Origin of the sequence: Micromonospora trifolii (assembly GCF_050516465.1) — a bacterium.
In the GTDB taxonomy this organism is placed as follows: Bacteria; Actinomycetota; Actinomycetes; order Mycobacteriales; family Micromonosporaceae; genus Micromonospora; species Micromonospora trifolii.
This window is the reverse complement of the sequence record NZ_CP191526.1, coordinates 1,823,258-1,844,861: the sequence shown is the minus strand read 5'-3', so window position 1 is coordinate 1,844,861 and position 21,604 is coordinate 1,823,258. Positions and strand designations below refer to the sequence as shown.

The 21,604-nt window shown below is 71.7% G+C and carries 20 protein-coding genes; 12 read left to right on the top strand and 8 right to left on the bottom strand.

Translation table 11 applies throughout. The features are described 5' to 3' along the window. Window positions 1–9 precede the first annotated feature (9 nt). Both ACQRWP_RS08395 and ACQRWP_RS08390 read right to left on the bottom strand, forming a co-directional pair. The gene (locus ACQRWP_RS08395; protein WP_430501571.1) at window positions 10–1,350 is read right to left on the bottom strand and encodes an MFS transporter; all 1,341 of its coding nucleotides are present in this window, start codon (window positions 1,348–1,350) and stop codon (window positions 10–12) included. 247 nt (window positions 1,351–1,597) lie between these two features. Beyond that, entirely contained in the window at window positions 1,598–2,740 is a 1,143-nt protein-coding gene (locus ACQRWP_RS08390) for a mechanosensitive ion channel family protein (RefSeq protein ID WP_430501570.1), read from the bottom strand. Between the two features lie 195 nt (window positions 2,741–2,935). Here ACQRWP_RS08390 and ACQRWP_RS08385 point away from each other — a divergent pair, with 195 nt between their 5' ends. From ACQRWP_RS08385 to ACQRWP_RS08370, 4 genes are all read left to right on the top strand, one after another. After that, the gene (locus ACQRWP_RS08385) at window positions 2,936–4,066 is read left to right on the top strand and encodes a peptidoglycan recognition protein family protein (protein ID WP_430501569.1); all 1,131 of its coding nucleotides are present in this window, start codon (window positions 2,936–2,938) and stop codon (window positions 4,064–4,066) included. An 88-nt stretch (window positions 4,067–4,154) separates the two neighbouring features. Beyond that, window positions 4,155–5,729, top strand: coding sequence for an FMN-binding glutamate synthase family protein (locus ACQRWP_RS08380; protein ID WP_430501568.1), 1,575 nt, complete (start codon window positions 4,155–4,157; stop codon window positions 5,727–5,729). A 220-nt stretch (window positions 5,730–5,949) separates the two neighbouring features. Further along, window positions 5,950–6,474: a GNAT family N-acetyltransferase gene (locus ACQRWP_RS08375; RefSeq protein WP_430501567.1), complete on the top strand. Its 525-nt coding sequence runs from the start codon at window positions 5,950–5,952 to the stop codon at window positions 6,472–6,474. Continuing rightward, entirely contained in the window at window positions 6,471–7,067 is a 597-nt protein-coding gene (locus tag ACQRWP_RS08370) for a GNAT family N-acetyltransferase (protein ID WP_430501566.1), read from the top strand. Before ACQRWP_RS08375 ends, ACQRWP_RS08370 begins: the two co-directional genes overlap by 4 nt. Here ACQRWP_RS08370 and ACQRWP_RS08365 read toward each other — a convergent pair. Then, window positions 6,959–7,936 (bottom strand): helix-turn-helix transcriptional regulator, encoded by a 978-nt coding sequence (locus ACQRWP_RS08365; RefSeq protein WP_430501565.1) that lies wholly within the window; start codon window positions 7,934–7,936, stop codon window positions 6,959–6,961. The genes ACQRWP_RS08370 and ACQRWP_RS08365 overlap by 109 nt on opposite strands. Before the next feature lie 61 nt (window positions 7,937–7,997). On the opposite strand from ACQRWP_RS08365, the gene ACQRWP_RS08360 reads away from it, so the two are divergent. From ACQRWP_RS08360 to ACQRWP_RS08350, 3 genes are all read left to right on the top strand, one after another. Continuing rightward, window positions 7,998–8,468: a VOC family protein gene (locus ACQRWP_RS08360; RefSeq protein WP_430501564.1), complete on the top strand. Its 471-nt coding sequence runs from the start codon at window positions 7,998–8,000 to the stop codon at window positions 8,466–8,468. A gap of 57 nt (window positions 8,469–8,525) precedes the next feature. Continuing rightward, a complete protein-coding gene (gene dinB / locus ACQRWP_RS08355; protein ID WP_430501563.1) occupies window positions 8,526–9,713 on the top strand; it encodes a DNA polymerase IV in 1,188 nt (395 codons plus the stop codon). A 122-nt stretch (window positions 9,714–9,835) separates the two neighbouring features. Beyond that, window positions 9,836–10,201, top strand: coding sequence for a hypothetical protein (locus ACQRWP_RS08350; protein WP_430501562.1), 366 nt, complete (start codon window positions 9,836–9,838; stop codon window positions 10,199–10,201). Window positions 10,202–10,270: 69 nt separating this feature from the next. Here the strand turns inward: ACQRWP_RS08350 and ACQRWP_RS08345 are convergent, their stop codons facing one another. Continuing rightward, a complete protein-coding gene (locus ACQRWP_RS08345) occupies window positions 10,271–10,933 on the bottom strand; it encodes a ThuA domain-containing protein (protein WP_430501561.1) in 663 nt (220 codons plus the stop codon). 65 nt (window positions 10,934–10,998) lie between these two features. Here ACQRWP_RS08345 and ACQRWP_RS08340 point away from each other — a divergent pair, with 65 nt between their 5' ends. Then, window positions 10,999–11,334 (top strand): ArsR/SmtB family transcription factor, encoded by a 336-nt coding sequence (locus tag ACQRWP_RS08340; RefSeq protein WP_430501560.1) that lies wholly within the window; start codon window positions 10,999–11,001, stop codon window positions 11,332–11,334. Continuing rightward, complete coding sequence (locus ACQRWP_RS08335) at window positions 11,331–12,023, top strand: nitroreductase family protein (RefSeq protein ID WP_430501559.1); 693 nt, start codon at window positions 11,331–11,333, stop codon at window positions 12,021–12,023. Before ACQRWP_RS08340 ends, ACQRWP_RS08335 begins: the two co-directional genes overlap by 4 nt. Before the next feature lie 59 nt (window positions 12,024–12,082). Here the strand turns inward: ACQRWP_RS08335 and htpG are convergent, their stop codons facing one another. After that, window positions 12,083–14,011: a molecular chaperone HtpG gene (htpG, locus tag ACQRWP_RS08330; protein WP_430501558.1), complete on the bottom strand. Its 1,929-nt coding sequence runs from the start codon at window positions 14,009–14,011 to the stop codon at window positions 12,083–12,085. Between the two features lie 149 nt (window positions 14,012–14,160). On the opposite strand from htpG, the gene ACQRWP_RS08325 reads away from it, so the two are divergent. Beyond that, window positions 14,161–14,859, top strand: a complete 699-nt coding sequence (locus ACQRWP_RS08325; protein ID WP_430501557.1) for an SDR family oxidoreductase — start codon at window positions 14,161–14,163, stop codon at window positions 14,857–14,859. Between the two features lie 61 nt (window positions 14,860–14,920). Here ACQRWP_RS08325 and ACQRWP_RS08320 read toward each other — a convergent pair whose 3' ends face one another. Continuing rightward, window positions 14,921–16,372 carry a M28 family peptidase gene (locus tag ACQRWP_RS08320; protein WP_430501556.1) on the bottom strand — a complete coding sequence of 484 codons (1,452 nt, stop codon included), beginning with the start codon at window positions 16,370–16,372 and terminating at the stop codon, window positions 14,921–14,923. Between the two features lie 202 nt (window positions 16,373–16,574). Between ACQRWP_RS08320 and ACQRWP_RS08315 the strand changes: the two genes are divergently transcribed. Further along, complete coding sequence (locus tag ACQRWP_RS08315) at window positions 16,575–19,352, top strand: ATP-binding protein (RefSeq protein WP_430501555.1); 2,778 nt, start codon at window positions 16,575–16,577, stop codon at window positions 19,350–19,352. A 14-nt stretch (window positions 19,353–19,366) separates the two neighbouring features. Here the strand turns inward: ACQRWP_RS08315 and ACQRWP_RS08310 are convergent, their stop codons facing one another. Both ACQRWP_RS08310 and ACQRWP_RS08305 read right to left on the bottom strand, forming a co-directional pair. Then, window positions 19,367–20,125, bottom strand: a complete 759-nt coding sequence (locus tag ACQRWP_RS08310; RefSeq protein ID WP_430501554.1) for a hypothetical protein — start codon at window positions 20,123–20,125, stop codon at window positions 19,367–19,369. After that, on the bottom strand, window positions 20,122–20,622 hold the full coding sequence (locus tag ACQRWP_RS08305; protein ID WP_430501553.1) for a SigE family RNA polymerase sigma factor: 501 nt from the start codon (window positions 20,620–20,622) through the stop codon (window positions 20,122–20,124). Before ACQRWP_RS08305 ends, ACQRWP_RS08310 begins: the two co-directional genes overlap by 4 nt. Before the next feature lie 138 nt (window positions 20,623–20,760). Here ACQRWP_RS08305 and ACQRWP_RS08300 point away from each other — a divergent pair, with 138 nt between their 5' ends. Next, window positions 20,761–21,591 carry a DUF3152 domain-containing protein gene (locus ACQRWP_RS08300; RefSeq protein ID WP_430501552.1) on the top strand — a complete coding sequence of 277 codons (831 nt, stop codon included), beginning with the start codon at window positions 20,761–20,763 and terminating at the stop codon, window positions 21,589–21,591. The last annotated feature ends 13 nt before the right edge of the window (window positions 21,592–21,604 follow it).

Sequence of the window (21,604 nt, the reverse complement as noted above, 5' to 3'; positions counted from 1 at the left end):
GGGCCCCGGTCAGTCCGGGCCACCCGGCACAGCCGCGGCCACGCCGACGGGCACGGCCGTCCGGCGCCGGCGGCGGGTCAGCAGCACCAGCGCCACCACGAGGTACGCCCCGGCGGTAAACGCGAACGCCACCGCGTTGCCGGCCGCCGTGGCGAGCAGCCCGTAGCCGGCGTACGTCACGATGATCAGCACGTCGGTGGCCATCCCGGCCAGGGACGTGACGGTGGCGCGGCTGGAACCGATGATCCGGGCCTGGAGCCGCGCGTCGGCCAGCACTGTCGCCAACTGCGCGGCGCCGAAGGCCACCGCGAGCAGCACGAACCCCGCCGGGTGCCGCAGCAGGGCACCGCCGGCCAGCGCGACACCGACCAGCCCCAGCAACGCGGCGTAGCCTCGGCTGCCCAGCCGCTCACCCGCCGGGGCGAGCAGCCCGCCGACTGTCACTCCGGCCCAGAGCAGCAGGAGCAGCAGGGGTACTGCCTGCGCCCCGACGCCGGTGTCCAGGGCGAGCAGCGGGGTGTACTCGTCCAGGGCACCCCAGTCGGCGGCGACCACGGCCACCAGCAGCACGGCGGCCCGTACCGGCGGACGGGTGCGGACCTGCGACACTCCGGCCCGCAGCGTGTCCCACCATCCCAGGTCACCATCGTCGTCCGGGCTCGCGGGCGGGACGGTGTCCGGCTCGTCCTGCCGGGTTGGTGCGGCGCCCACCGGCCGAGCGGCCATCGCCGGCTCGGCGACCGGAACGCGTACGGCCCTCGGCGCGCGGTGTTCCGGGAAGCGGGTGGCGACGATCGTGGCGAGCAGGCAGGCGAGCACGCTGGCCGCGCCGACCGCCGGGTACCCGCCGACGGCGAGCACCGGGCCGGCGAGCACTCCGGAGACCACCACGCCCAGCACCCCCGCCGTCCGCGCCCGCCCGAGCACCCGGGCGTACCGGTCGACCGCGCCGAGCCGGTTTAACTCGGTCCAGACCAACGCCTCCAAGGCGCCGGAGACCAGTGCGCCACCGGCGCCCCAGAGCAGGAAACCGACAGCGAACGCCGGGTACGACGGCAGCAGCACCCAGAGCGCGAAACCGGCGGCGGCCACCAGCGGGGCGAGGCACAGCAGCAGCCGGCGGGACAGCACGTCGGCCCAGGCGCCGGAGGGCACCTCGAACAGGATGCCGGCGGCGGACCAGATGACGAAGAGCGACGCGATCTGCCCCACCGACAGCCCGGTGTCGGCGAAGAACACCACGTACAGCGGGTAGAGCAGGACGAGGTCACTGAGGAACGCGTACCCGTAGAGGGTCGCCGTCAGCCGACGGACCGCCGGCTCGGGCACGCGCGAAGCGATGGGGATCATGGGGCCTTCCCGTGGGAGTGGAGACGGACACCGGACGTGCGGTGCCCGTGGTGGCCCACGGGATCGGCCGACGCTGCTGGATCAATGTCGCCAGGTCATGCCCGCGATGCTAGACAACCGGCGCGGCCGCGGCCAGCGCTTTCAGCGTGCCGAGCAGTGCGCACCGTGCCGGGTGAGCGAGGCGGGGCGGACAGCGAGAGGCGGGGCGGGATCAGATCGATCCCGCCCCGCCGCCGTACCGCTGGTGTCAGCGCCGGTCGACCGGCGGAATGACAGTGGTGGTCTCACTGTCGTCGCTGGTGCGCTGCCCGGGCACCGCGCGGTCGCTGCCGCCCGTGACCACCTGGGTCGTGTCGGGGTCGACACCGGCGCCCACCGCCTGCGTGACGTCCGAACCGGCCGAGCCACTGACCACCTGGGTCGTGTCGTCGGTCGCGGAGGGCCGGGCCGGCGTCACGTCGTCGACGGCGCTGCGATTGACCGCCTGGGTGGGGTCGGAGGTGACCGGGAAGCGAACGACCTGGGTGGCGTCCGTGTCGGCCGGCCGGGTCACCACCTGGGTGGCTTCCGCGTCGGCCGGCCGGGTCACCACCTGGGTGGCGTCGGCTTCGGCCGGTGGGGTCACCACCTGGGTGGCCTCCGGGTCGCTGGTGGTGGTCGACGCGCGCGCCAGCTCCGCCTCGGCGTCGCGGCGGCCGGCCCGGTACGCCTGGGCGTGCTCGGCGATCAGCTGCGACTCCTGCTCGGCGCGGGTCAGCCACGACTCCCAACGGCTCTGCATTGGACGGATCAGGCCGCCGCCGACACCGACGACGAGGATGCCGCCGATGGTGGCCAGCACGGCGATCAGCACGGGAGTGGTGACCGCGGTGGCAACGCCGATCTGGTTCAGGGCCGCGATGACGCCGAGGCCGAGGATGAACACCGAGGCGATGGTGGCCAGCACCCGGCCGTACGACAGGCCGCCGAGCGCGCCGCTGATGATGTCCTTGACCGCGTTGGCGATGGCGGCGGCGACCACGACGATGACGATCGCGACGAAGGCGCGGGGCAGCCACGCGATCACCGCGCCGAGCAGGTCGGAGATCGGGTTCGGCCCCCAGATGCCGAAGGCGAGCTGGAGGGTGAACAGCAGCACCGCGTAGTAGACGAGCTTCGCGACGATGTCGCTGGCGTCGTACCGGGAGCGGCTCAACGCGCGGCGGATGCCGCCGCGTTCGACGGCGCGGTCGAAGCCCACCCGCTCGAGGACCTTCTCCACAATCTTCAGCACGGCCTTGGCGATCAGCCATCCGGCCACCAGGATCGCCAGGAAGGCGACGGCCTTGGGCAGGAAGAGCATCACCGAGCGGAGAGCGTCGCCCACCGCGTCGCTGACGTTGTCACTCATCTGGTCATTCCTTAGGAAGGGGCAGCCGGAACGGTCAGCCCCGACCTACCCCGGACCCGACGCGCGGAAACACAAGTGATCACCTGGCCTGCCGGCCCTCTAGCGCGCGGTGAGTCTTGGCAATATTCTCCGGAGTGCGTGCGGCCACTGGAGCTACTTTTCATCCCCCCGCCGTCGGCCGCAGGAGGAGATGCAATGCACGTCGACCATTCCGAAGTGGATCGCCGGACGCTGCTGCGGGCCGGTCTCGGCGCCGCCACGGTCGCCGTCGTCGGGAGCGAACTTGCCTTCCCGGGCGCGGCGCAGGCCGCGCCGGGCACCGACCTGGACTGGATCATCAGCTGTGACGAGTGGGCCGCCCGCCCGCCGAAGGACCCGCTGTCGGTGAGCGCCATCGCCACCAACAAGATCATCGTGCACCACATGGCGTTCCCGAACGTCATCGACTACTCCCGCGAGCAGGCGGTCAAGCTGGCCCACGACTGCCAGGACCTGCACATGGACGGCAACGGCTGGTCGGACACCGGCCAGCACTTCACGGTGAGTCGCGGCGGGTACGTGCTGGAAGGCCGCCGGGGCAGCCTGGAGCGCCTCGAAGCCGGCGACCGGCAGATGATCTCGGCGCACTGCCCGGGTGAGAACGGCCGGGCCATCGGCATCGAGAACGAGGGCACCTACGTCACCGAGACGCCGCCCGAGGCGTTGACCGACTCGCTGGTCAAGCTCTGCGTCGCGATCTGCCGGCAGTACGGGCTGCACGCGCACGACATCTTCGGCCACTGGGACTTCCGCACCACCGAGTGCCCGGGCGCGGCCTTCTACCGGCAGTTCCCCGAGCTGCGGCGACGGGTGCACGCCGCCCTGGGCACCAAGCTCGGTGACGTGCCGGCACGCCGCTGGCCGGACCTGTGGCGTTTCGTCAACTCCCCCTCGGTCCGGGTGGTGCAGCACCTGCTCGCCTACCGGGGCTACCCCGTGACCGTCAGCGGCACGTTCGACGCCGCGACCGTCGCGGCCGTGCAGGACTGGCAGGCCCGCAACGGCATCGCGGTGGACGTGGACGCCACACTCACCACGCCGACCTGGGAGACGCTGGCGCCGGAGCTGGACCAGCACGCCGCCGGAACGCCGGTCACGGCCGTGCAGGAAATCCTCGCCACCAAGGGGTACGCGGTCACCGTCACCGGAGCGTACGACCACGCCACCCGGAGGGCGGTGCAGGACCTTCAGGCGCTGCACGGGCTGCCCCGCAACGGCAAGCTCAGCACGAGCACGTGGTGCACGGTCGTCGGCGGATCGGTCCGCGAGTCGTTCCGGCACCGCTGAGCGCGTGGTGGCGGTGCGGGGCGCACCCGCACCGCCACCAGCCGGCTCACCGGTTTGATCCGCCGCCCGGGCGGAAAGAGTCCCGGGCATGACCTGGGCCCGTCGAGCCGTACCCGCTGTCGCCGCCGCCGTCGCGGCCCTCGCCGCGCGGGACCTGATCCAGCGCGACCACGCGCTGCTGCGCAACTTCCCGGTCCTCGGCCGCGCCCGCTATCTCTTGGAGACGATCGGGCCGGAGCTTCGGCAGTACATCGTGGCCGGCAACAACGAGGAGCGGCCGTTCACCCGCGACCAGCGCCGCTGGGTGTACGCGTCGGCCAAGCAGGAGAACAACTACTTCGGTTTCGGCACGGACAACGACATCGAGTACACCCCCGGGTACCCGATCATCAAGCACCGCACATTCGGCCGTGCCGTGCCGCCGTCTTCACCGACCGCCGGGCACGACGTGCGGTTGCCCAGCGCGAAGGTGCTTGGCGCGGCACGGGGACGCGCCCGGGCGTTCCGACCGGAGTCGGTCGTCAACATCTCCGGGATGAGCTTCGGCTCGCTCTCCGGCAACGCCATCACCGCGCTCAACAAGGGGGCGGCCCTCGCCGGCTGCCTACAGAACACCGGCGAGGGCGGCCTGTCGCCGTACCACCGCAACGGTGGTGAACTGGTCTTCCAACTCGGCACCGCGTACTTCGGCTGCCGCGACGATCAGGGTCGGTTCAGCCTTGACCGGCTGAAAGACCTGGTCGCCGGCGCACCGGTGCGGGCGCTGGAGATCAAGCTGAGCCAGGGTGCCAAGCCGAGCCTCGGTGGGTTGCTGCCCGGCGCGAAGGTGTCCGCCGAGATCGCCGCCACCCGGGGCATCCCGGCCGGTCAGGACTGCGTCAGCCCGTCCCGGCACGCCGAGTTCTCCGACTGCGACAGCCTGCTCGACTGGGTGGAGTTGCTGGCCGCCGAGACGGGTCTGCCGGTCGGCATCAAGTCGGCTGTCGGTGACCTGGGCTTCTGGCAGGAGCTGGCCACCCTGATGCGGGACACCGGCCGGGGCGTGGACTTCGTGACGATCGACGGCGGCGAGGGCGGCACCGGCGCCGCGCCACTGATCTTCACCGACTCCGTGTCGCTCCCGTTCCAGCAGGGCTTCTCCCGGGTGTACAAGATCTTCGCCGAGCACGACCTGCACGAGCAGGTGGTCTTCGTCGGCGGCGGCAAGCTCGGCCTGCCGGACAACGCCATCGTGGCGTTCGCGCTCGGCTGCGACCTCGTCAACGTCGGTCGGGAGGCGATGCTGGCGATCGGCTGCATCCAGGCGCAGAAGTGCCACACCGACACCTGCCCCACCGGCGTCGCCACCCAGAACGCCTGGCTCGCCCGGGGCCTGGACCCGACGTTGAAGTCGGTCCGGGCGGCCAACTACCTGCGGACGCTGCGCCGGGACCTGACCAAGGTCGCCGAGGCCTGCGGCGTCGAACACCCCGGCCTGATCGGCACCGACGCCGTGGAGATCCTGGACGGTCGCACCGGCTCCACCCCACTGCACCAGGTGTACGGATACCGACCGGGATGGGGGCTGCCCTCGCCCGCCGACCAGGCGGAGATCATCCGGCTGATGGTCCCGGAAGCGCCCCAGGGAGGCAGCGCCCCGCCCTCCGCCACCGCCGTCGGCTGAGATCACGCCCGACCTGGCCCGGCCTCGGCTCGGACCCGCTGGTCTCAGACCGGGAGCCATATTCGCTGATAAACGATATACCTGTGAGTCATAACTATGACTCGTCCAGACGATCACCGCCGCGCAGACCCTCGGGTGGACGGGCCGAGGACGCCGCGTCGTCGGCATTCGACGGGATAACACGTGGAGCCGCTGCCGAGGGCACCCGTATGGTGGCGCGGTGCTGATCAGACGCGAGACACCCGCGGACGTCGACGCCATTCGGGCGGTGCACTCCGCCGCCTTCGCGAAGGCCGACGGCGGTGAGGGCGTACCGGTCGAGGCGACCCTTGTCGACGCGCTGCGCGTCGACGAGGGCTGGCTGCCCGCGTACTCCCTGGTGGCGACCGACTCGGACGGCCAGGTGGTCGGGCACGTGGTGGCCACCCGCGGCCGGGTGGGCGGTGCGGCGGTGGCGCTCGGGCTGGGGCCGCTGGGCGTGTTGCCCGACTGGCAGCGCCGCGGGGTCGGCAGCGCGTTGATGCACGCGGTGCTCGGCGCGGCCGACGCGCGGGACGAACCGCTGGTGGTGCTGCTCGGGCACCCCGACTACTACCCGCGCTTCGGGTTCCGACCCGCCGTCGAGCTGGGCGTCACCCCACCGCAGCCATGGGGGCCGCAGTACTTCATGGCGCGACCGTTGCACGCGTGGCGCGAGTCGATCCGGGGCGAGTTCCGCTACGCCAGCCCGTTCGACGACCTGTGAACGGACCCGCTATCCGTCGGCGGCGCGCCACCGACCTGGACGGCTGCGTCGCGGCGCTCGCCGAGGTTCACCGGGTCGACGGGTACCCGCTGAGCTGGCCCGCCGACCCGCACCGCTGGCTGCGCGAGCCGCACCCGGCGCGAGCCTGGGTCGCTGTCGACGCCGACGCGGCCATTGTCGGACACGTCGCGGTGCATCGGATTCCCGATCAGGTGGACGGGCCGCCCGGCCGGCCGACGGCCGAGGTGGCTCGCCTCTTCGTGGTGCCGAAAGCGCGTGGGTTGGCGCTGGGCAGCGCGCTGCTGAACCGGGCCCGCCAGTGGGCGGACAAACGCGCAACGGACCTGGTGCTGGAGTTGGCCGGCGGTGGCACCGCGGCCGCTGCGCTGTACGAGCGCACAGGATGGCGGTGTGTCGGCACCAGCACGGCACCATGGACCGCTCCCGACGGCAGCCCGGTGTCGCTGCGCCACTACACGCTGCGTCACCGCGTGCCGGGCTCCGACGGCGCACCGGCCAGCACTGCCAGGCGACGGGCGAGCCGGCCTGCGGCCTCGCGCAGCTCGGGAGGCTCCAGCACCTCCATCTCGTGATCCAGGCGGGCGAGGTGAGCGGCGAGCCAGTCCAGGTTGTCGCCGCCGACGACCAGCACGGACCACCCGTCGCGGTCGTCCTCGACCCGCCCCACCTGGGGCGGGACCACCTCCCGCAACCGCTGCGGTTGGGCGTGCACCCGCACCCGGGCGAGGTACCGGTACGGCGCACCGGTCACGGCCCGCTGCACGAAGGCGACCGGGTCCGGGTGCTCGCGCGCCGGGAAACGCCAGGTCGTCGCCACCGCAGCCCGCATCCGGTCCAGCCGGAACGTCCGCCAGTCGGCGCGGTCGACGTCCCAGGCCATCAGATACCAGCGGCGGCCGGTCGTGACCATCCGGACCGGCTCGACCGTCCGTTCCTGCTCACCAGCGCTCCGCCCGGGATAGTGGAATCGAACGCGTACCCCGTCCCGACAGGCCCGGGCGAGTGTCACCAGCAGCTCCGCGTCGATCTCGGCGACCGGGCCGATGAGGGTGTCGGTGGAGCCGTGCACCGCCCGTACCTCGGCGCGTAGCCGCGACGGCATCACCTGGTCGAGCTTCGCGAGTGCCCGCAGCGCGGCCTCGCTCGCCCCGGCGACCGTGCCCCCGGAGGCGAGCCGCAGAGACACCGCCGTGGCGATCGCCTCCTCGTCGTCGAGGAGCAACGGCGGCAGCCGGGTGCCCGCACCGAGTTGGTAGCCGCCGCCGACGCCCGACACCGCGTGCACGGGGTAGCCGAGCGTCCGCAGACGCTGCACGTCGCGGCGCACGCAACGCCCGGTGACCCCCAGCTCGGCAGCGAGTTCGGCGGCCGTCCAGGACGGTCGTCGTTGCAGCAGCGCCAGCAGGCGCAGCACCCGCTCGGTCGTCGCCTCGACGGTCACCCGTCGATCGTTGCACGGATAGCGGACCAACCCTGTCCGCTATCAGCGAGAGGCTGGGATCATGACCGACCAGAACAGGAAGCAGGGATCCGCCGTGACCCGCGACGTCCAGATCACGTTCGACTGCGCCGACCCGGCGGGGTTGGCCACGTTCTGGGCCGAGGCGCTCGGTTACGAGGTGCAGGCCCCACCCGGCGACTTCAAGTCCTGGGACCAGGCGCTGGAGGCGATGGGCGTGCCTCCGGAGAACCGCAACGACGCGTCGGCGGTGGTCGACCCCGAGGGCTCGCGACCACGGCTGTTCTTTCAGCGGGTGCCGGAGCACAAGCAGGTGAAGAACCGCGTCCACCTCGACGTACGCGCGGCCCCCGGCCTGGAGGGTGACGAGCGGATGGCGGCCCTGGAGGCGGAGGCCGAACGGCTCGTCGCACAGGGTGCCAAGCGGCTCAGTCGGCACGAGCCCAGTCCCCCGTTGGGCGCCGGTCATCTCATCATGGCCGACCCCGAGGGCAATGAGTTCTGCCTCGACTGACCGGGCGTTCGCCCAGCTCACTGCCGCACTGGCCGGGCGTCATGCGAACATGTGTACGTGTCGCCCGGCGCCAGCATCCTGCACGCCGACCTGGACGCGTTCTACGCGTCGGTCGAGCAGCGCGACGACCCGCGCCTGCGTGGGCGGCCGGTGATCGTCGGTGGCGGCGTGGTGCTCGCGGCCAGCTACGAGGCGAAGGCGCGGGGCGTCCGCAGCGCGATGGGCGGCCAGCAGGCGCGAAGACTCTGCCCGGACGCGATCGTCGTGCCGCCGCGGATGTCGGCGTACACGGCGGCGAGCCGCGCGGTCTTCGAGATCTTCCGGCAGACCACACCGCTGGTCGAGGGGCTCTCCATCGACGAGGCGTTCCTCGACGTGGGTGGTCTGCGGCGGCTGGTCGGGCCACCGGCCGAGATCGCCGAACGACTGCGCCGGGAGGTCAGCGACCGGGTCCACCTGCCGATCACGGTGGGCGTGGCCCGCACGAAGTTCCTGGCCAAGGTGGCCAGCGGGGTGGCGAAACCGGACGGCCTGCTGGTGGTCGAACCGGACGCCGAGCTGGCGTTCCTGCACCCACTGCCGGTGGAACGGCTCTGGGGCGTCGGCCCCGTCACGGCCGCCAAGCTGCGCGAACGCCGGATCCGTACCGTCGGGGAGGTGGCCCGCCTCGGTGAGGCGGCGCTGGTGTCACTGCTCGGTGCGGGCGCCGGCCGACACCTGCACGCGTTGGCGCACAATCACGATCCCCGGGCGGTGCAGGTGGGGCGGCGGCGCGGGTCGATGGGCGCGCAGCACGCGCTGAGTCGTACCCCGCACGCCTCGACGGAGCTGGACGCCATCCTCGCCGGCCTGGTCGACCGGGTCAGCCGGCGGATGCGGACGGCCGGGCGGTCCGGCCGCACAGTGGTGTTGCGGCTGCGCTTCGGCGACTACACCCGGGCGACCCGCTCGCACACGGTGGGCAAGGCGACGGCGGACACGACACCACTGCTCGCCGCCGCGCGTGCGCTGCTACGCGCCGCGCTGCCCGAGATCGATCGCCGTGGCGTCACGCTGATCGGTGTCTCCGTGGGCAACCTCGACGACAACCCGGTCCAGCCTGAGCTGCCATTCCAGCCGGACCCCGGTTCCGATCTGGACGCTGCGGTCGACGCGGTCCGCGACCGGTTCGGATCAGCGGCGCTCACTCGGGCGGTGTTGCTCGGCCGGGAGCCGGGCGTGGAGATGCCGCTTCTGCCGGACTGACCGATAAGCGTGCGGCGTCCGCGGCCGAGCTGCGATCAGAGACACATCACAGCAGGTCGGCGGTTTAGCTGGCGGCTGACGGGTGACCCTTGTGGGGTACAGCCTGACGAGGGGGGCCCACCATGTCCGACGACACCAGCAACCGACCGAGTCGCACCGCCGAGCGCCCGCACGACGTGACGGACCCGCTGCTGTGGCAGTTGGCGATCGACGTGCTGAGCGCACACGAGCCGGACGACCAGGGTCAGTGCCGCAACCTCCAGTGCGCCGGGCAGTCCTGGCCGTGCGCGGCTCGCACCGGCGCCGAGCACTCACTGCGACTGGCCCGCAGCACACCCGCCTCGGTCGAGCTGACCGTCGACGGAACCGACAGCGACGACGTCGACACGGACGGGCGGCGCGACGCGGCGGTACCGGCCCCCCGCTGGGGCTGGAACGCCGGCCCGGTGGCGTCGCACCGAGGGTCGAAGGCCGCCTCCGCGGCGTGACGGTCCACCCACAACTGAACTGATCCGCACCGCACAGGCGAACGCTCGGCCGGTTGTCCGGTCGAGCGTTCAGCTGTCGTGGCGGAGCCAGGCCACGATGCGGCGCAGCAGCTCCTGATGCCCCGGCGACTCGTACGACCGGACGTCGTGGCCGAGTGCGTTGTAGACGATTCGGCTTCTCCCGACGGTGCGCGCCCAGACCAGCGGGTGGGCGTCGCCGCCCTCGTCGTGGACGTAGAGGGGCTCGATGTCGACGCCGTCGACCAGCTCCAGCTCGGTGTAGCGCTCGTCGTGAACCCCGAAGTCCCCGAGCCCGGCGCTGATCGGGTGTTCCACACCGCTGCGCTGGACGAGACTCGGGCCGATCGGCGGGTGGAAGGTCCGGCCGTGGGCCCAGGCGGCGCCGACCGCGGAACGCCAGCTTGTCAGCTGGGGGAACGCGATGGTGGCACTGTGCACGGCGAGCAGGCTGCCGCCACGGGCCAGGAAGTCGTCGAGGACGCGACCGAAGGTCTCGTCCTCGGGGATCGGGGTTGTGCGGTCCGCGCTCGCGTTCACCACCAGCAGGCGCGCGCCGTCGAGCGCGGCCTCGAGCTGGTCGACGGCTGTCACGACCGCGACCGAACCCTCGTCGCCGATCAGCCGGGCCAGCGTGGCACTGGTTTCGGCCAGCGGGTGCCAGGGGTCGGCATGCGGGCCCTCCCCGCTGAAGATCACAGTGTCGACAGGCATGACCATGCTCCGCTCATCATTTGGATAATTTTCGAAATCACGAAATGAAAGCTAGCATGGCCTCCATGAGAGCCCTGCATCATCCCGATCTCACCTCGGTCGACCTGGCCACCCTGCTCGGCGCCCTGGCCGACCCGGTGCGCCTCAGCGTCGTACGGCAGTTGGCGCAGGCCGGCGGTGTCGTCTGCGGCCAGTTCGACGCCTTGTCCGAGGTCAGCATTTCCACGCTCTCGCATCACCTGAAGGTCCTGCGGGCCGCCGGCGTCCTCCGTGTCACGCCGAACGGCAGTTTCCGTCGCCACGAGTTGCGGGCCGACGAGATCAACGACCGGTTTCCGGGCGTCCTTTCCTCGATCATCGCCAACCTCGACCTGCCGGAGCGAGTGGAGGTGCCCGCATGACCGACGCCGCGTCGGCCGGAAAGAACCCGCCGAGCACGCTGGGCCTGTCCGCCGACGAGGTCCTGAGCACGACCCGCGCCGTCCGCAAACGTCTCGACCTCGGACGCCCGGTCCCCCGCGACGTGATCGAGGACTGCCTGCGCATCGCGCTTCAGGCACCCAGTGGCCGCAACAGGCAGCGCTGGGACTTCATTTTCGTCGAGGACCGCGAGACCCGGGCGGCCGTCGCCCGACTGTGGCGGCTCGGCCTGATGGCGCCGCCACCGGCGTCGGGCGGCACTGGGCCGGCCTTCAGCCGGATGGACTTCGCTTCCGAGCAGTGGGGTCGGATCGCCGGCAGTCTGGCGCACCTGGCGGACCACCTGCACGAGGTTCCGCTGTTGCTCATCCCCTGTCTACGCGTCGAGTCACGCGCCGAACTGGACAGCGTGCGCGGGCAGGCAGGGGCCTGGGGTTCGGTCATCCCGGCGTTCTGGAGCTTCATGCTGGCCGCCCGGGAACGCGGGCTCGGCACCGCCTGGACCACCAGCCATCTCAGTTGCGAGCGGGAGATGGCCGAACTGCTCGGCATCCCCTACGACACGGTTGTGCAGGTCGCCCTCACCCCGGTGGCGTACACCCTGGGCACCGACTTCAAGCCCGGTCCGCGGGCCGACGCGGACGCGTTCGCCCACTGGAACCGCTGGTAGCGGCCCGCCGGCTGCGGGCTTCCCGGTGATCCGGGAACCCCGCAGCCGAAGGGGTACGCCTACAGGGTGCGCGCCAGCCGGTCGGCGAGCGTCCGGGTGAAGCGGGCCGGGTCGGTCAGCTCACCGCCCTCGGCGAGCACCGCCAGGCCATAGAGCAGCTCGGCGGTCTCGGTCAGGGCGGCGGGGTCGCTGCCCTGCTCGTGGGCCTTGCGCAGCCCGGACACCAGCGGGTGACCGGGGTTGATCTCCAGGATCCGCTTGGTCGTGGGGATCTCGTGCCCCATCGCCCGGTACATCTTCTCCAGGGTCGGGGTGAGGTCGTGGGCGTCGCCGACGACGCAGGCCGGTGAGGTGGTCAGCCGCGACGACAGGCGGACCTCCCGGACGCTGTCCGTGAGGGTGGTCCCCAGCCAGTCGAGCAGCCCGGCGAACTCCTGTCGCTGCTGCTCGCGCTCGGCCTCGGCCTGCTGCTTCTCCTCATCGGTGTCCAGGTCGATCTCGCCCTTGGCGATCGAGCGCAGTGGCCGGCCGTCGTACGTGCCGACCCGCTCGACCCACACCTCGTCGACCTGGTCGGTGAGCAGCAGCACCTCGTGCCCCTTGGCCCGGAACGCCTCCAGGTGCGGAGAGTTCTCGATGGCGCCCCGGGACTCGCCGGTGGCGTACCAGATGTCGCTCTGGCCGTCCTTCATCCGCGACACGTAGCCGGCCAGGTCGGTGGGCTCGGCCGGGTCGTTGGTGGAGGCCACCGACAGGATGTCCAGCAGGGTGTCCCGGTTGTCGGTGTCGTCGATCAGCCCTTCCTTGACGACCGCGCCGAACTCGGTCCAGAAGGTGCGGTAGCGCTCGGCGTGGTTGACCTTGAGGTCCTTGACCGCGGCGAGGACCTTCTTGACCAGGCGGCGGCGGACGATCTGGATCTGCCGGTCCTGCTGGAGGATCTCCCGGGAGATGTTCAGCGACAGGTCGTGCGCGTCGACCACGCCCTTGACGAAGCGCAGGTAGGTCGGGACCAGCGCCTCGCAGTCGTCCATGATGAAGACGCGCTTGACGTAGAGCTGGACGCCACGGCGGCCCTGCGGGGAGAACAGGTCCAGTGGGGCGTGGCTGGGCAGGAAGAGCAGCGCCTCGTACTCGAAGGTGCCCTCGCCCTTCATGTGCACGACCTCGAGCGGGTCGGCCCAGTCGTGGCTGACGTGCTTGTAGAACTCGTTGTACTCGGCGGCGTCGACCTCGTCGCGGGGCCGCGCCCAGAGCGCCTTCATCGAGTTGAGGGTCTGCACCTCGTGGGTGGCGGCCTCACCGTCGGCGCCGGGGCGCTCGACGCTCATCCGGATCGGCCAGGCGATGAAGTCGGAGTAGCGCTTGACGATCTCGCGGACGGTCCACTCGGCGGTGTAGTCGTGCAGGTTGTCCTCGGTGTCGGCCGGCTTGAGGTGCAGCGTCACAGTGGTGCCCTGCGGCGCCTCGTCGACCGCCTCGATCGAGTACGTCCCCTCGCCGGTGGACTCCCAGCGGGTGCCGCCGGTCTCGCCGGCCTTGCGGGTCAGCAGGGTGACCCGGTCGGCGACCATGAACGCGGCGTAGAAGCCGACGCCGAACTGGCCGATGAGGTCCTGCTTGGCGTGGGCGTCGGCGGACTCGCGCAGTTGGCGCAGCAGCTCGGCGGTGCCCGACTTGGCAATCGTGCCGATCAGCTGGACGACCTCGTCGCGGGTCATCCCGATGCCGTTGTCGCGCACGGTGAGGGTGCGGGCGTCGCGGTCGATCTCCAAGGCGACGTGCAGGTCGTCGGTGTCGGCGACGAGGTCCTTGTCGACGAGGGTGGCCAGCCGAAGCTTGTCCAGTGCGTCGGACGCGTTCGAGATGAGTTCCCGCAGGAAGACGTCCTTGTTCGAATAGATCGAGTGGACCACCAACTGGAGGAGCTGACGCGCCTCGGCCTGGAATTCCAACGTTTCGGCCTGGTTGCTCACACCGTCTCCCATCTCGGCTCGTGCGAAGGTTCGCGGAAAGGATACGAGTCGTCACCGGTCGGGGTGTGGGCGCGTCCGGGTCGTATTCCCGATCCGGCCGGCCGCCCCCGTGACATAGCTGACTTTGCCTAACAGAAGTCAGGTCGGATAGCGTGACGGCCATGAAGATCGCTGGAAGCACCGCCCTCGTCACCGGCGCCAACCGTGGCCTCGGCCGGCACCTGGCCGCCGAGCTCCTCGCCCGGGGCGCCACCGTCTACGCCGGCGCCCGCAACCCCGACAGCGTCGACCTACCCGGCGTGACGCCGGTCCGCCTCGACATCACCGACCCCGCCTCGGTGGCCGCCGCCGCCGAGCTGGCCGGCGGCGTGAACCTGCTGATCAACAACGCGGGCATCGACACCCGGACCGACCTCCTCGACGGCGACCTGGACCTCGTCCGGCTGGAGTTGGAGACCCACTACATCGGCACCCTGTCGACGATCCGGGCGTTCGCGCCGGTCATCGCCGGCAACGGCGGCGGAACGATCCTCAACGTGCTCTCCGTGCTGTCCTGGTTCGGCTCCCCGACCCACGCGGCCTACAGCGCCGCCAAGTCCGCCGAGTGGGCGATGACCAACGTGCTGCGCGTCCAACTGGCCGACCGGGGCGTCCGGGTCGCCGGCCTGCACGTCGGCTACCTGGACACCGACATGGCCGCGGACATCACCGGCCCGAAGTCCGACCCGGCGGCGATCGCCCGGATCGGCGTGGACGGCATCGAGGCCGACGCGTACGAGATCCTCGCCGACGACCTCAGCCGCCAGGTACGGGCCGGGCTGGCCGGCGGCGTCGCCGCGCTCTACCCGCAGCTCCCCTGACCCACGACGCAACGGGCCGCCACCGGGAAGAACCGGTGGCGGCCCTTTCTCGGGTACGCGGTCAGCTCGCCTGCAACGTCACGTCGTCGATCACGAAGGTGGTCTGCAACGACGAGTCCTCGGTGCCGGTGAACCGCAGCGTCACCGTCTGCCCGGCGAACCCGGCCGCATTGAGGCTGCGCTGCACATAGCCGCTCGCGGCGTTGAGATTCGAGTACGTCGCCAGCGTGGTCGAACCCGCCTGCACTGTGAGCCGGTCGTACGCCGTGGAGCTGGTGGTCTCGGCGGTGTCGATGTGCAGCCAGAACGACAGGGTGTACGTGGAGCAGCCGGCCGGCAGGGTCACCGACTGCGAGAGGCTCTCGGTGCGGGTGCTGCCGTACCCGTTGAGCCACGCCTTGTACGACCCGGTCCGGGCGGGCTGGCCGCTGGCGTTGGTGATCACGCCGGAGGACGCGGTCCACGGCGTGCTGCCGCTCTCGAAGCCACCGTTTCCGACCACCTGACCGCCGGTGCAGGTCGGGGTGCCGCCGCCAACGGCGAGCTGCCACAGCGCGTACGCGACACCGTCGGCCGCCCGGTTCAGCACTGTGGCGCTGACGTTGGCGGTGGTGTCGCAGGACCGGTGGTAGCACGGGTCGTACGCGGAGTTGGCGGTACCGCCCCACTTGGCCGCCTGGGCGCTGGTCTTGCGGGCGCTGGCGCCGGCGGCGTACCCCGAGGTGGGGATGCCGGCCTGCTGGAAGTAGTAGTCGTCGGAGCGGCCCTGGCCCTCGACGTTCTCCTCCGGTTGCAGGCCCAACGAGTCCCAGTACGCCTTCAGCGGCGCAGCCGTGGTCGAGCTGACCCGGTTGATGAAGTAGCCGCCGTTGGTCGAGCCGACCATGTCGAAGTTGTAGTAACCCTTGATGTAGCCGCGCTGGGTGGCGCTGAGCGAGTTGACGTAGAACCGGGAGCCGTTGAGCCCCTGCTCCTCGTCGGTCCACCAGGCGAACCGCACCCGTTTGGTCATGGTCGGGTTCTGCGCGGCCAGGACCAGCGCGTTCTCCAGCAGGGTCGACGAGCCGGTGGCGTTGTCGTTGATGCCCGGACCGGCCGCGACGCCGTCCAGGTGCGCGCCGAACATGACCACCTGGTCGGCCGGACCGCCGGGCCACTCGGCGATGAGGTTGTTCGAGGGGTACCGGCAGCTGGAGCAGTACTGCTCGCTGACGGTGTAGCCGGCCGACTGGAGCCTGGTCTTGACGTAGTTGAGTGAGGCGGTGTAGCCGGCCGAGCCGGCCCGTCGGTTGCCACCGTTGCTGGTGGCGATGGCGTTGAACTGGGTCAGGTGCGCCTGGACGTTGGTGATGGAGATGTCCGGTGCGGCCAACGCGGCGGCCGCGGCGATCGGCCGGGTCACCGCCGTCGTCGCGGTCGAAGGTGACGCGGTCGCCGGCTGGGTGGCCAGCGTCACCGTCATCCCGGCGAACACGGCAAGCGCGATTCCCGCGCTCAGCGTTCTGCCTCTCATGAGGGCTCCTCGGGGTTGGAGAGATACCCGAGACACTTACAGATATCTATTTCTTGAGCATCGGTCGTTCGTCCCGAACCGCCGCCGGTTCGACGGTGGGTACCGGCGTCGGCACAGGTGAGTAGAGGTGTCAGGATGGGTAGGTAACGCGGTAGGGGTCGTCGGGCCCGGAACGGGGGCTTGCGATGGGGTCGGATCGAGCGTGACACGACCCAGCACTGACCTGTTTCTCGGCGGCGGCGACACCGGGCGGTTGATGGCACAACTGGACTGGGCCGGCACTCCGCTCGGCCCGGTCGGCGGGTGGCCACAGAGCCTGCGCGCCGCCGTCCGGATGGTGCTCTCCTCCCGGTATCCCATGCTGCTGCTCTGGGGTGAGAGCTACTCCCAGCTCTACAACGACGCGTACTCCGCGCTGATCGGCGACAAGCATCCCACCGCGCTCGGCGACGACGTACGAGTGACGCTGGCCGAGGGCTGGAACGTGCTCGCCCCGCTGATCGAGGAGGCCATGGCGACCGGGGTGGCCAGCTGGGTCCCCGCGCTGCAACTGCTGCTGGAGCGGGCCGGCTACCGCGAGGAGGCGTACTTCAGCGTCTCGCACGCCCCGGCCCGCGACGACGACGGCCGCACAGTCGGCGTACTGACCGTCTGCAGCGAGGTCACCCAGCAGGTGGTCGGCGAACGCCGGCTGCGTCTCCTGCGCGACCTGTCCGTGCTCGGCGACGGGCGCACCGTCGACGTGGACGCCACCGGCACCCGGCTGATCGACGTGATCGACGGCCACCCCCTGGACGTGCCGTTCGCCGCCATCTACCTGCGCGACGGCACGGCGCTGCGCCGGGTCGCCTGCACCGGCGGCGACCGGGGGCACGCCGGGGCCCTGCCGGACGCCGTCGAGCTGACTGACCCGGGCCCGCCCGCGTACGCCTGGGGGCTGGCAGACGCCGCCGAGGGCCGGGCGACACCGGTGACCGACGTCGCCGACCGGCTGCCGCTGCCCGCCGGCCCGTGGAACGACCCGGTCCGCACCGCGCTGGCGTTGCCGCTGCCCTCCGCCGACGAGGATCAGCCGCTCGGCGTCCTGCTCGCCGGGGTCAGCCCCAGCCGAGGGCTCGACGAGGCGTATCGCTCCTTCCATCAGCTGCTCGCCCAGCAGATCTCCGTGGCTGTGCGCAACGCCCAGGAGTACGAGGAGGAGCGGCGCCGGGTCGAGGCGATGGCGGAACTGGACCGGGTCAAGACCGACTTCTTCGCCAACGTCAGCCACGAGTTCCGTACCCCGTTGACTCTCATCCTCGGTCCGCTGACCGACGCCCTCACCGACGCCACCGCGCCACTGGCGGCGGTGCAGCGGGAACGGGTGGAGACCGGCTGGCGTAATGCCACCCGACTGTTGACGCTGGTCAACAGCCTGCTCACCTTTTCCAGCCTGGAGGCCGGGCGGGCGCGCAGCGACGCCCGGGTGGTGGACCTGGCCGCGCTGACCGCCGAGCTCGCCGGGGTGTTCCGGGCCGCCGTCGAGCGGGCCGGGCTGACCCTCGAGGTGAGCTGCCCACCGCTGCCCCGGCCGGTCGCGGTCGACCCGGTCAACTGGGAACGCATTGTCACGAACCTGCTCTCCAACGCGCTGAAGTACACGTTCATCGGCCGCATCCGGGTCACTCTCGACGCCGACGACGAGGAGGTGCGCCTCACCGTCGCGGACACCGGCATCGGCATCGCGGAACGGGACCTGCCGAAACTCTTCGAACGCTTCCACCGGGTGCGGGGCGCCCGCTCGCGCAGTCACGAGGGCACCGGCATCGGCCTGGCCCTGGTGCACGAGTTGGCCCGGCTGGAGGGCGGCGACGTGCGAGTAACGAGCCAGGTGGGCGCCGGCAGCAGGTTCACCGTGACGCTGCCCTGGTCGGCGGCGCACCGCACCGCGGTCACCGGGCCGGCGGTGGACGGGCGGGGTGACGCGGCCCGCGCCGCCGTCGAGGAGGCGATGGGCTGGCTCACCGAACCGGACGACGCGCTGACCGAGCCCGATCCCGCGTCCGGACCGGCCACGGACGAGCTGGCCGGTGCCCGGATCCTGCTCGCCGACGACAACGCCGACATGCGGGCGTACCTCACCCGGCTGCTCACCGGGCAGGGCTGGCGGGTGCGGGCCGTCACCGACGGCCGGCAGGCTCTCGACGAGATCCACCGCGACCTGCCCGACCTGGTCCTGACCGACGTGATGATGCCGGTGCTGGACGGCTTCGACCTGGTGCGCCGGCTACGCGCCGACCCGGCGACCCGGACGCTGCCGGTGTTGGTGCTCTCCGCCCGCGCCGGTGGGGAGGCCAGCGTGGAGGGCCTGAGCCTGGGCGCCGACGACTACCTGGTCAAACCGTTCGCCGCTGCCGAGTTGATCGCCCGGATCCGGGCCAGCATCCGCCGAGCCCGCGACCGTACCCCGGCCGCGGCCGTCGCGGGCGACCCGGCGACGATCGCTGCCCCGACTCCTCCGGCTCGACCCACCCCGGTCGACCCCGGCACACCGGCCCCGGCGGCCGAACCTGTCCGCGACGCGTCCGTGGTCGGGCAGGCGCCGGCCGACCCGGATGGGCTGGGCGACGTCCTGGACGTCGGGTGGACGTACCCGTCCGCACCCACCTCCGCCGCCGCGATGCGTCGGGACGTCCGGGGCGCGCTGGACGACCTGGACGTCGACCCGGACGTGCTGGAAGATCTCCTACTCGCCGCCTCGGAGGCCATGAACAACGCCGTCGAGCACGCGCAGCGGCCCAGCCGTCCGGAGGTACGGGTGCGCGTGCAGGTGGGTGGCGGGCTGAGCCGGATCTCGGTACGGGACTTCGGCACCTGGCGGGACCGCCGGCCGGCGATGGACCGGGGACGCGGCGCGCTGCTGATGAACGCCTACGGCGACGTACGGCTGGTCTCCACCGCCGAGGGCACGACGGTGACCATCGAGCGTCGACTGGCCTGAGCGCCGGAGGTGCGTCAGAGTCGGCGGCCGCCGCTGTCGTGGGCGATGATGCCGTCCAACCGCTCCCCCGGGGTGAGCTGCGCCGGGTCGAACCAGAAGATCAGCACCTGCTTGTCGACAGTCCATCGCGCCACTCGGGCGTCGACCTGCCGACCGTCGACAGTGCCGATGATCCGCTTGGCGGGGCCGACGAAGTAGCCGAAGGTGGGCACCGGAGCGGCAGAGCCCTCGTCGTAGCCGATCTGGTGGAACCCGGCGCTGCGATCGCTGCCGTCGACGTCGTTGACCAGGATGTCCGTGGTCACCGAGCCGTCCGGAGCCTGGCGACCGGCGGCCAGTCCGATGGACACCTTGGGCTCACCGGGCACGGACACCCGGACGAAGTAGTAGATCCGCCGGTCGGTGCCGTGCCGCACCCCGCTGTCCACGAACTGGCCCAGCGGCTTCGGTGGCGGCTCATCGCGGCCCACCGTCGGCGGTGGCGTGGAGCCCGGCGACTTCTCCTCCCACGGCGAGACACCGACCGACGGCGGAGCGACGGCGACCGACGGTGGGTGCTCGGTCGGCGCCGGATCACCCGGCCCGGACGCGCCGACCGCCACCACGACGACCACGGCGGCCAGGCCGGTCGCGAGCGTCGCCGCCCCGGCTCCGGCGACGCGTCGACGGGTCCGCAACCGACGTCCCTCGCGCATCACGGTGTCCAGGTCGAGCACGGCGTCGGGGCGCTCGGTCGCCCGCATGGCGTGGCGGAGCCGTTCCAGCTCGCTCATCGGCGCGCCTCCTCATCGGACGTGCGGGGCGCGGCGGTGCGCAACTTCTCCAGAGCTCGCGAGCTGGTGCTCTTGACCGTGCCGACGGATACGGAGAGTTCCCGGGCCACCTGCGCCTCCGGCAGGTCGAAGTAATAGCGCAGGACGACGATGGCGCGCTCCCGGGGGCTGAGCGCACCGAGGATGGTGATCAACCAGCGCCGGGTGGCCACGTCGTCGGCCACATCGCCGCGCCGCTGCTCCGGCACCTCATCGGTCGGGTACTCCCGCATCGGCCGTCGCCACCCGTCGACCAGGTGGTTGACCAGCGTGCGGCGGGCGTACCCGTAGGCGTCGTCGTCGTGGATCCGCGACCACGACGCGTAGGTGCGCACCAGGGCGGTCTGCGCGGCATCCTCGGCCTGGTGGTGGTCACCGGTCATCAGGAACGCGGCGTGCACCAGTCGCGCGGACGCCGCCCGCGCGAACTCGACGAATTCCGCGTCACCCCGCGCCACCGCGAACCCTCCCCGTGCCACAGAGCTAGAGACGGGCGAGGCCGGCAAAAGGTTGAGCCCTGGGTCACATCAACTTTTCGCCACGGTCACCCGTCTTCTCCTCCGCGCCGCCGCCGAGCGACGCGCGAGGGGAGAGACATGTCGACGAAGGTTACCCGCCGCCGGGGTCCCGCCTCGATGGCGTCGCTGCTGGTGGTGGCGCTGCTCACCGGGTGCGGCCTGCCCGCCGCCGGGCAACCCGCCACCGACCCGGTCGCCGCCGGACCGCTGCCCAGCGGACCGGCGACACCTGTCGGCCGGCCGACCGGGGCCGCCGAGGTCCGACCAAGTTCCGCGCCCGTCATCCCGGTCAGCTACCCCGCCACCGGCGGTAACCGCTGGTCGGTGGCGCCCGGCGAGACAACCCCCGGGCGCGCGACGGCCGGCCGGTTGCTGCGCTACCGGGTCGCTGTGGAGCGCGACATCCGGGGCCTGCCGGCGAAGGACATCGCCACGGCGATCACCACGACGTTGAACGACCCACGCGGGTGGACGGCGGGCGGGGCGTGGCGGCTGCGCCGGGTCGGCGCCGGCGAACCGACCGACTTCACCATCTACCTGGCGACCCCCGGCACCCGCGACACCCTCTGCCAGGACGTGCCGGACGCCTACACCTCCTGCCGCAACGGTGGCCGGGTGGTGCTCAACGTGGCGCGCTGGGCCAAGGGGGTGCCGGGTTACGGCGCGACCCTGGAGACCTACCGGCAGTACATGGTCAACCACGAGGTGGGGCACAAACTCGGGTACGGCCACGAACGGTGCCCCGGGCGGGGCCGGCCGGCGCCGGTGATGCAGCAGCAGACGCTGGGCCTGCACGGGTGCACCGCGAACGCCTGGCCGTACCCGAAGGGCAAGGCCCGCTACAGCGGGCCGGTCGGGGCGTACGACGACGAGATCCCCCGGCGTGAGGGCGCCTACTCGGCGTCGTGAGGACGGCGTGCCC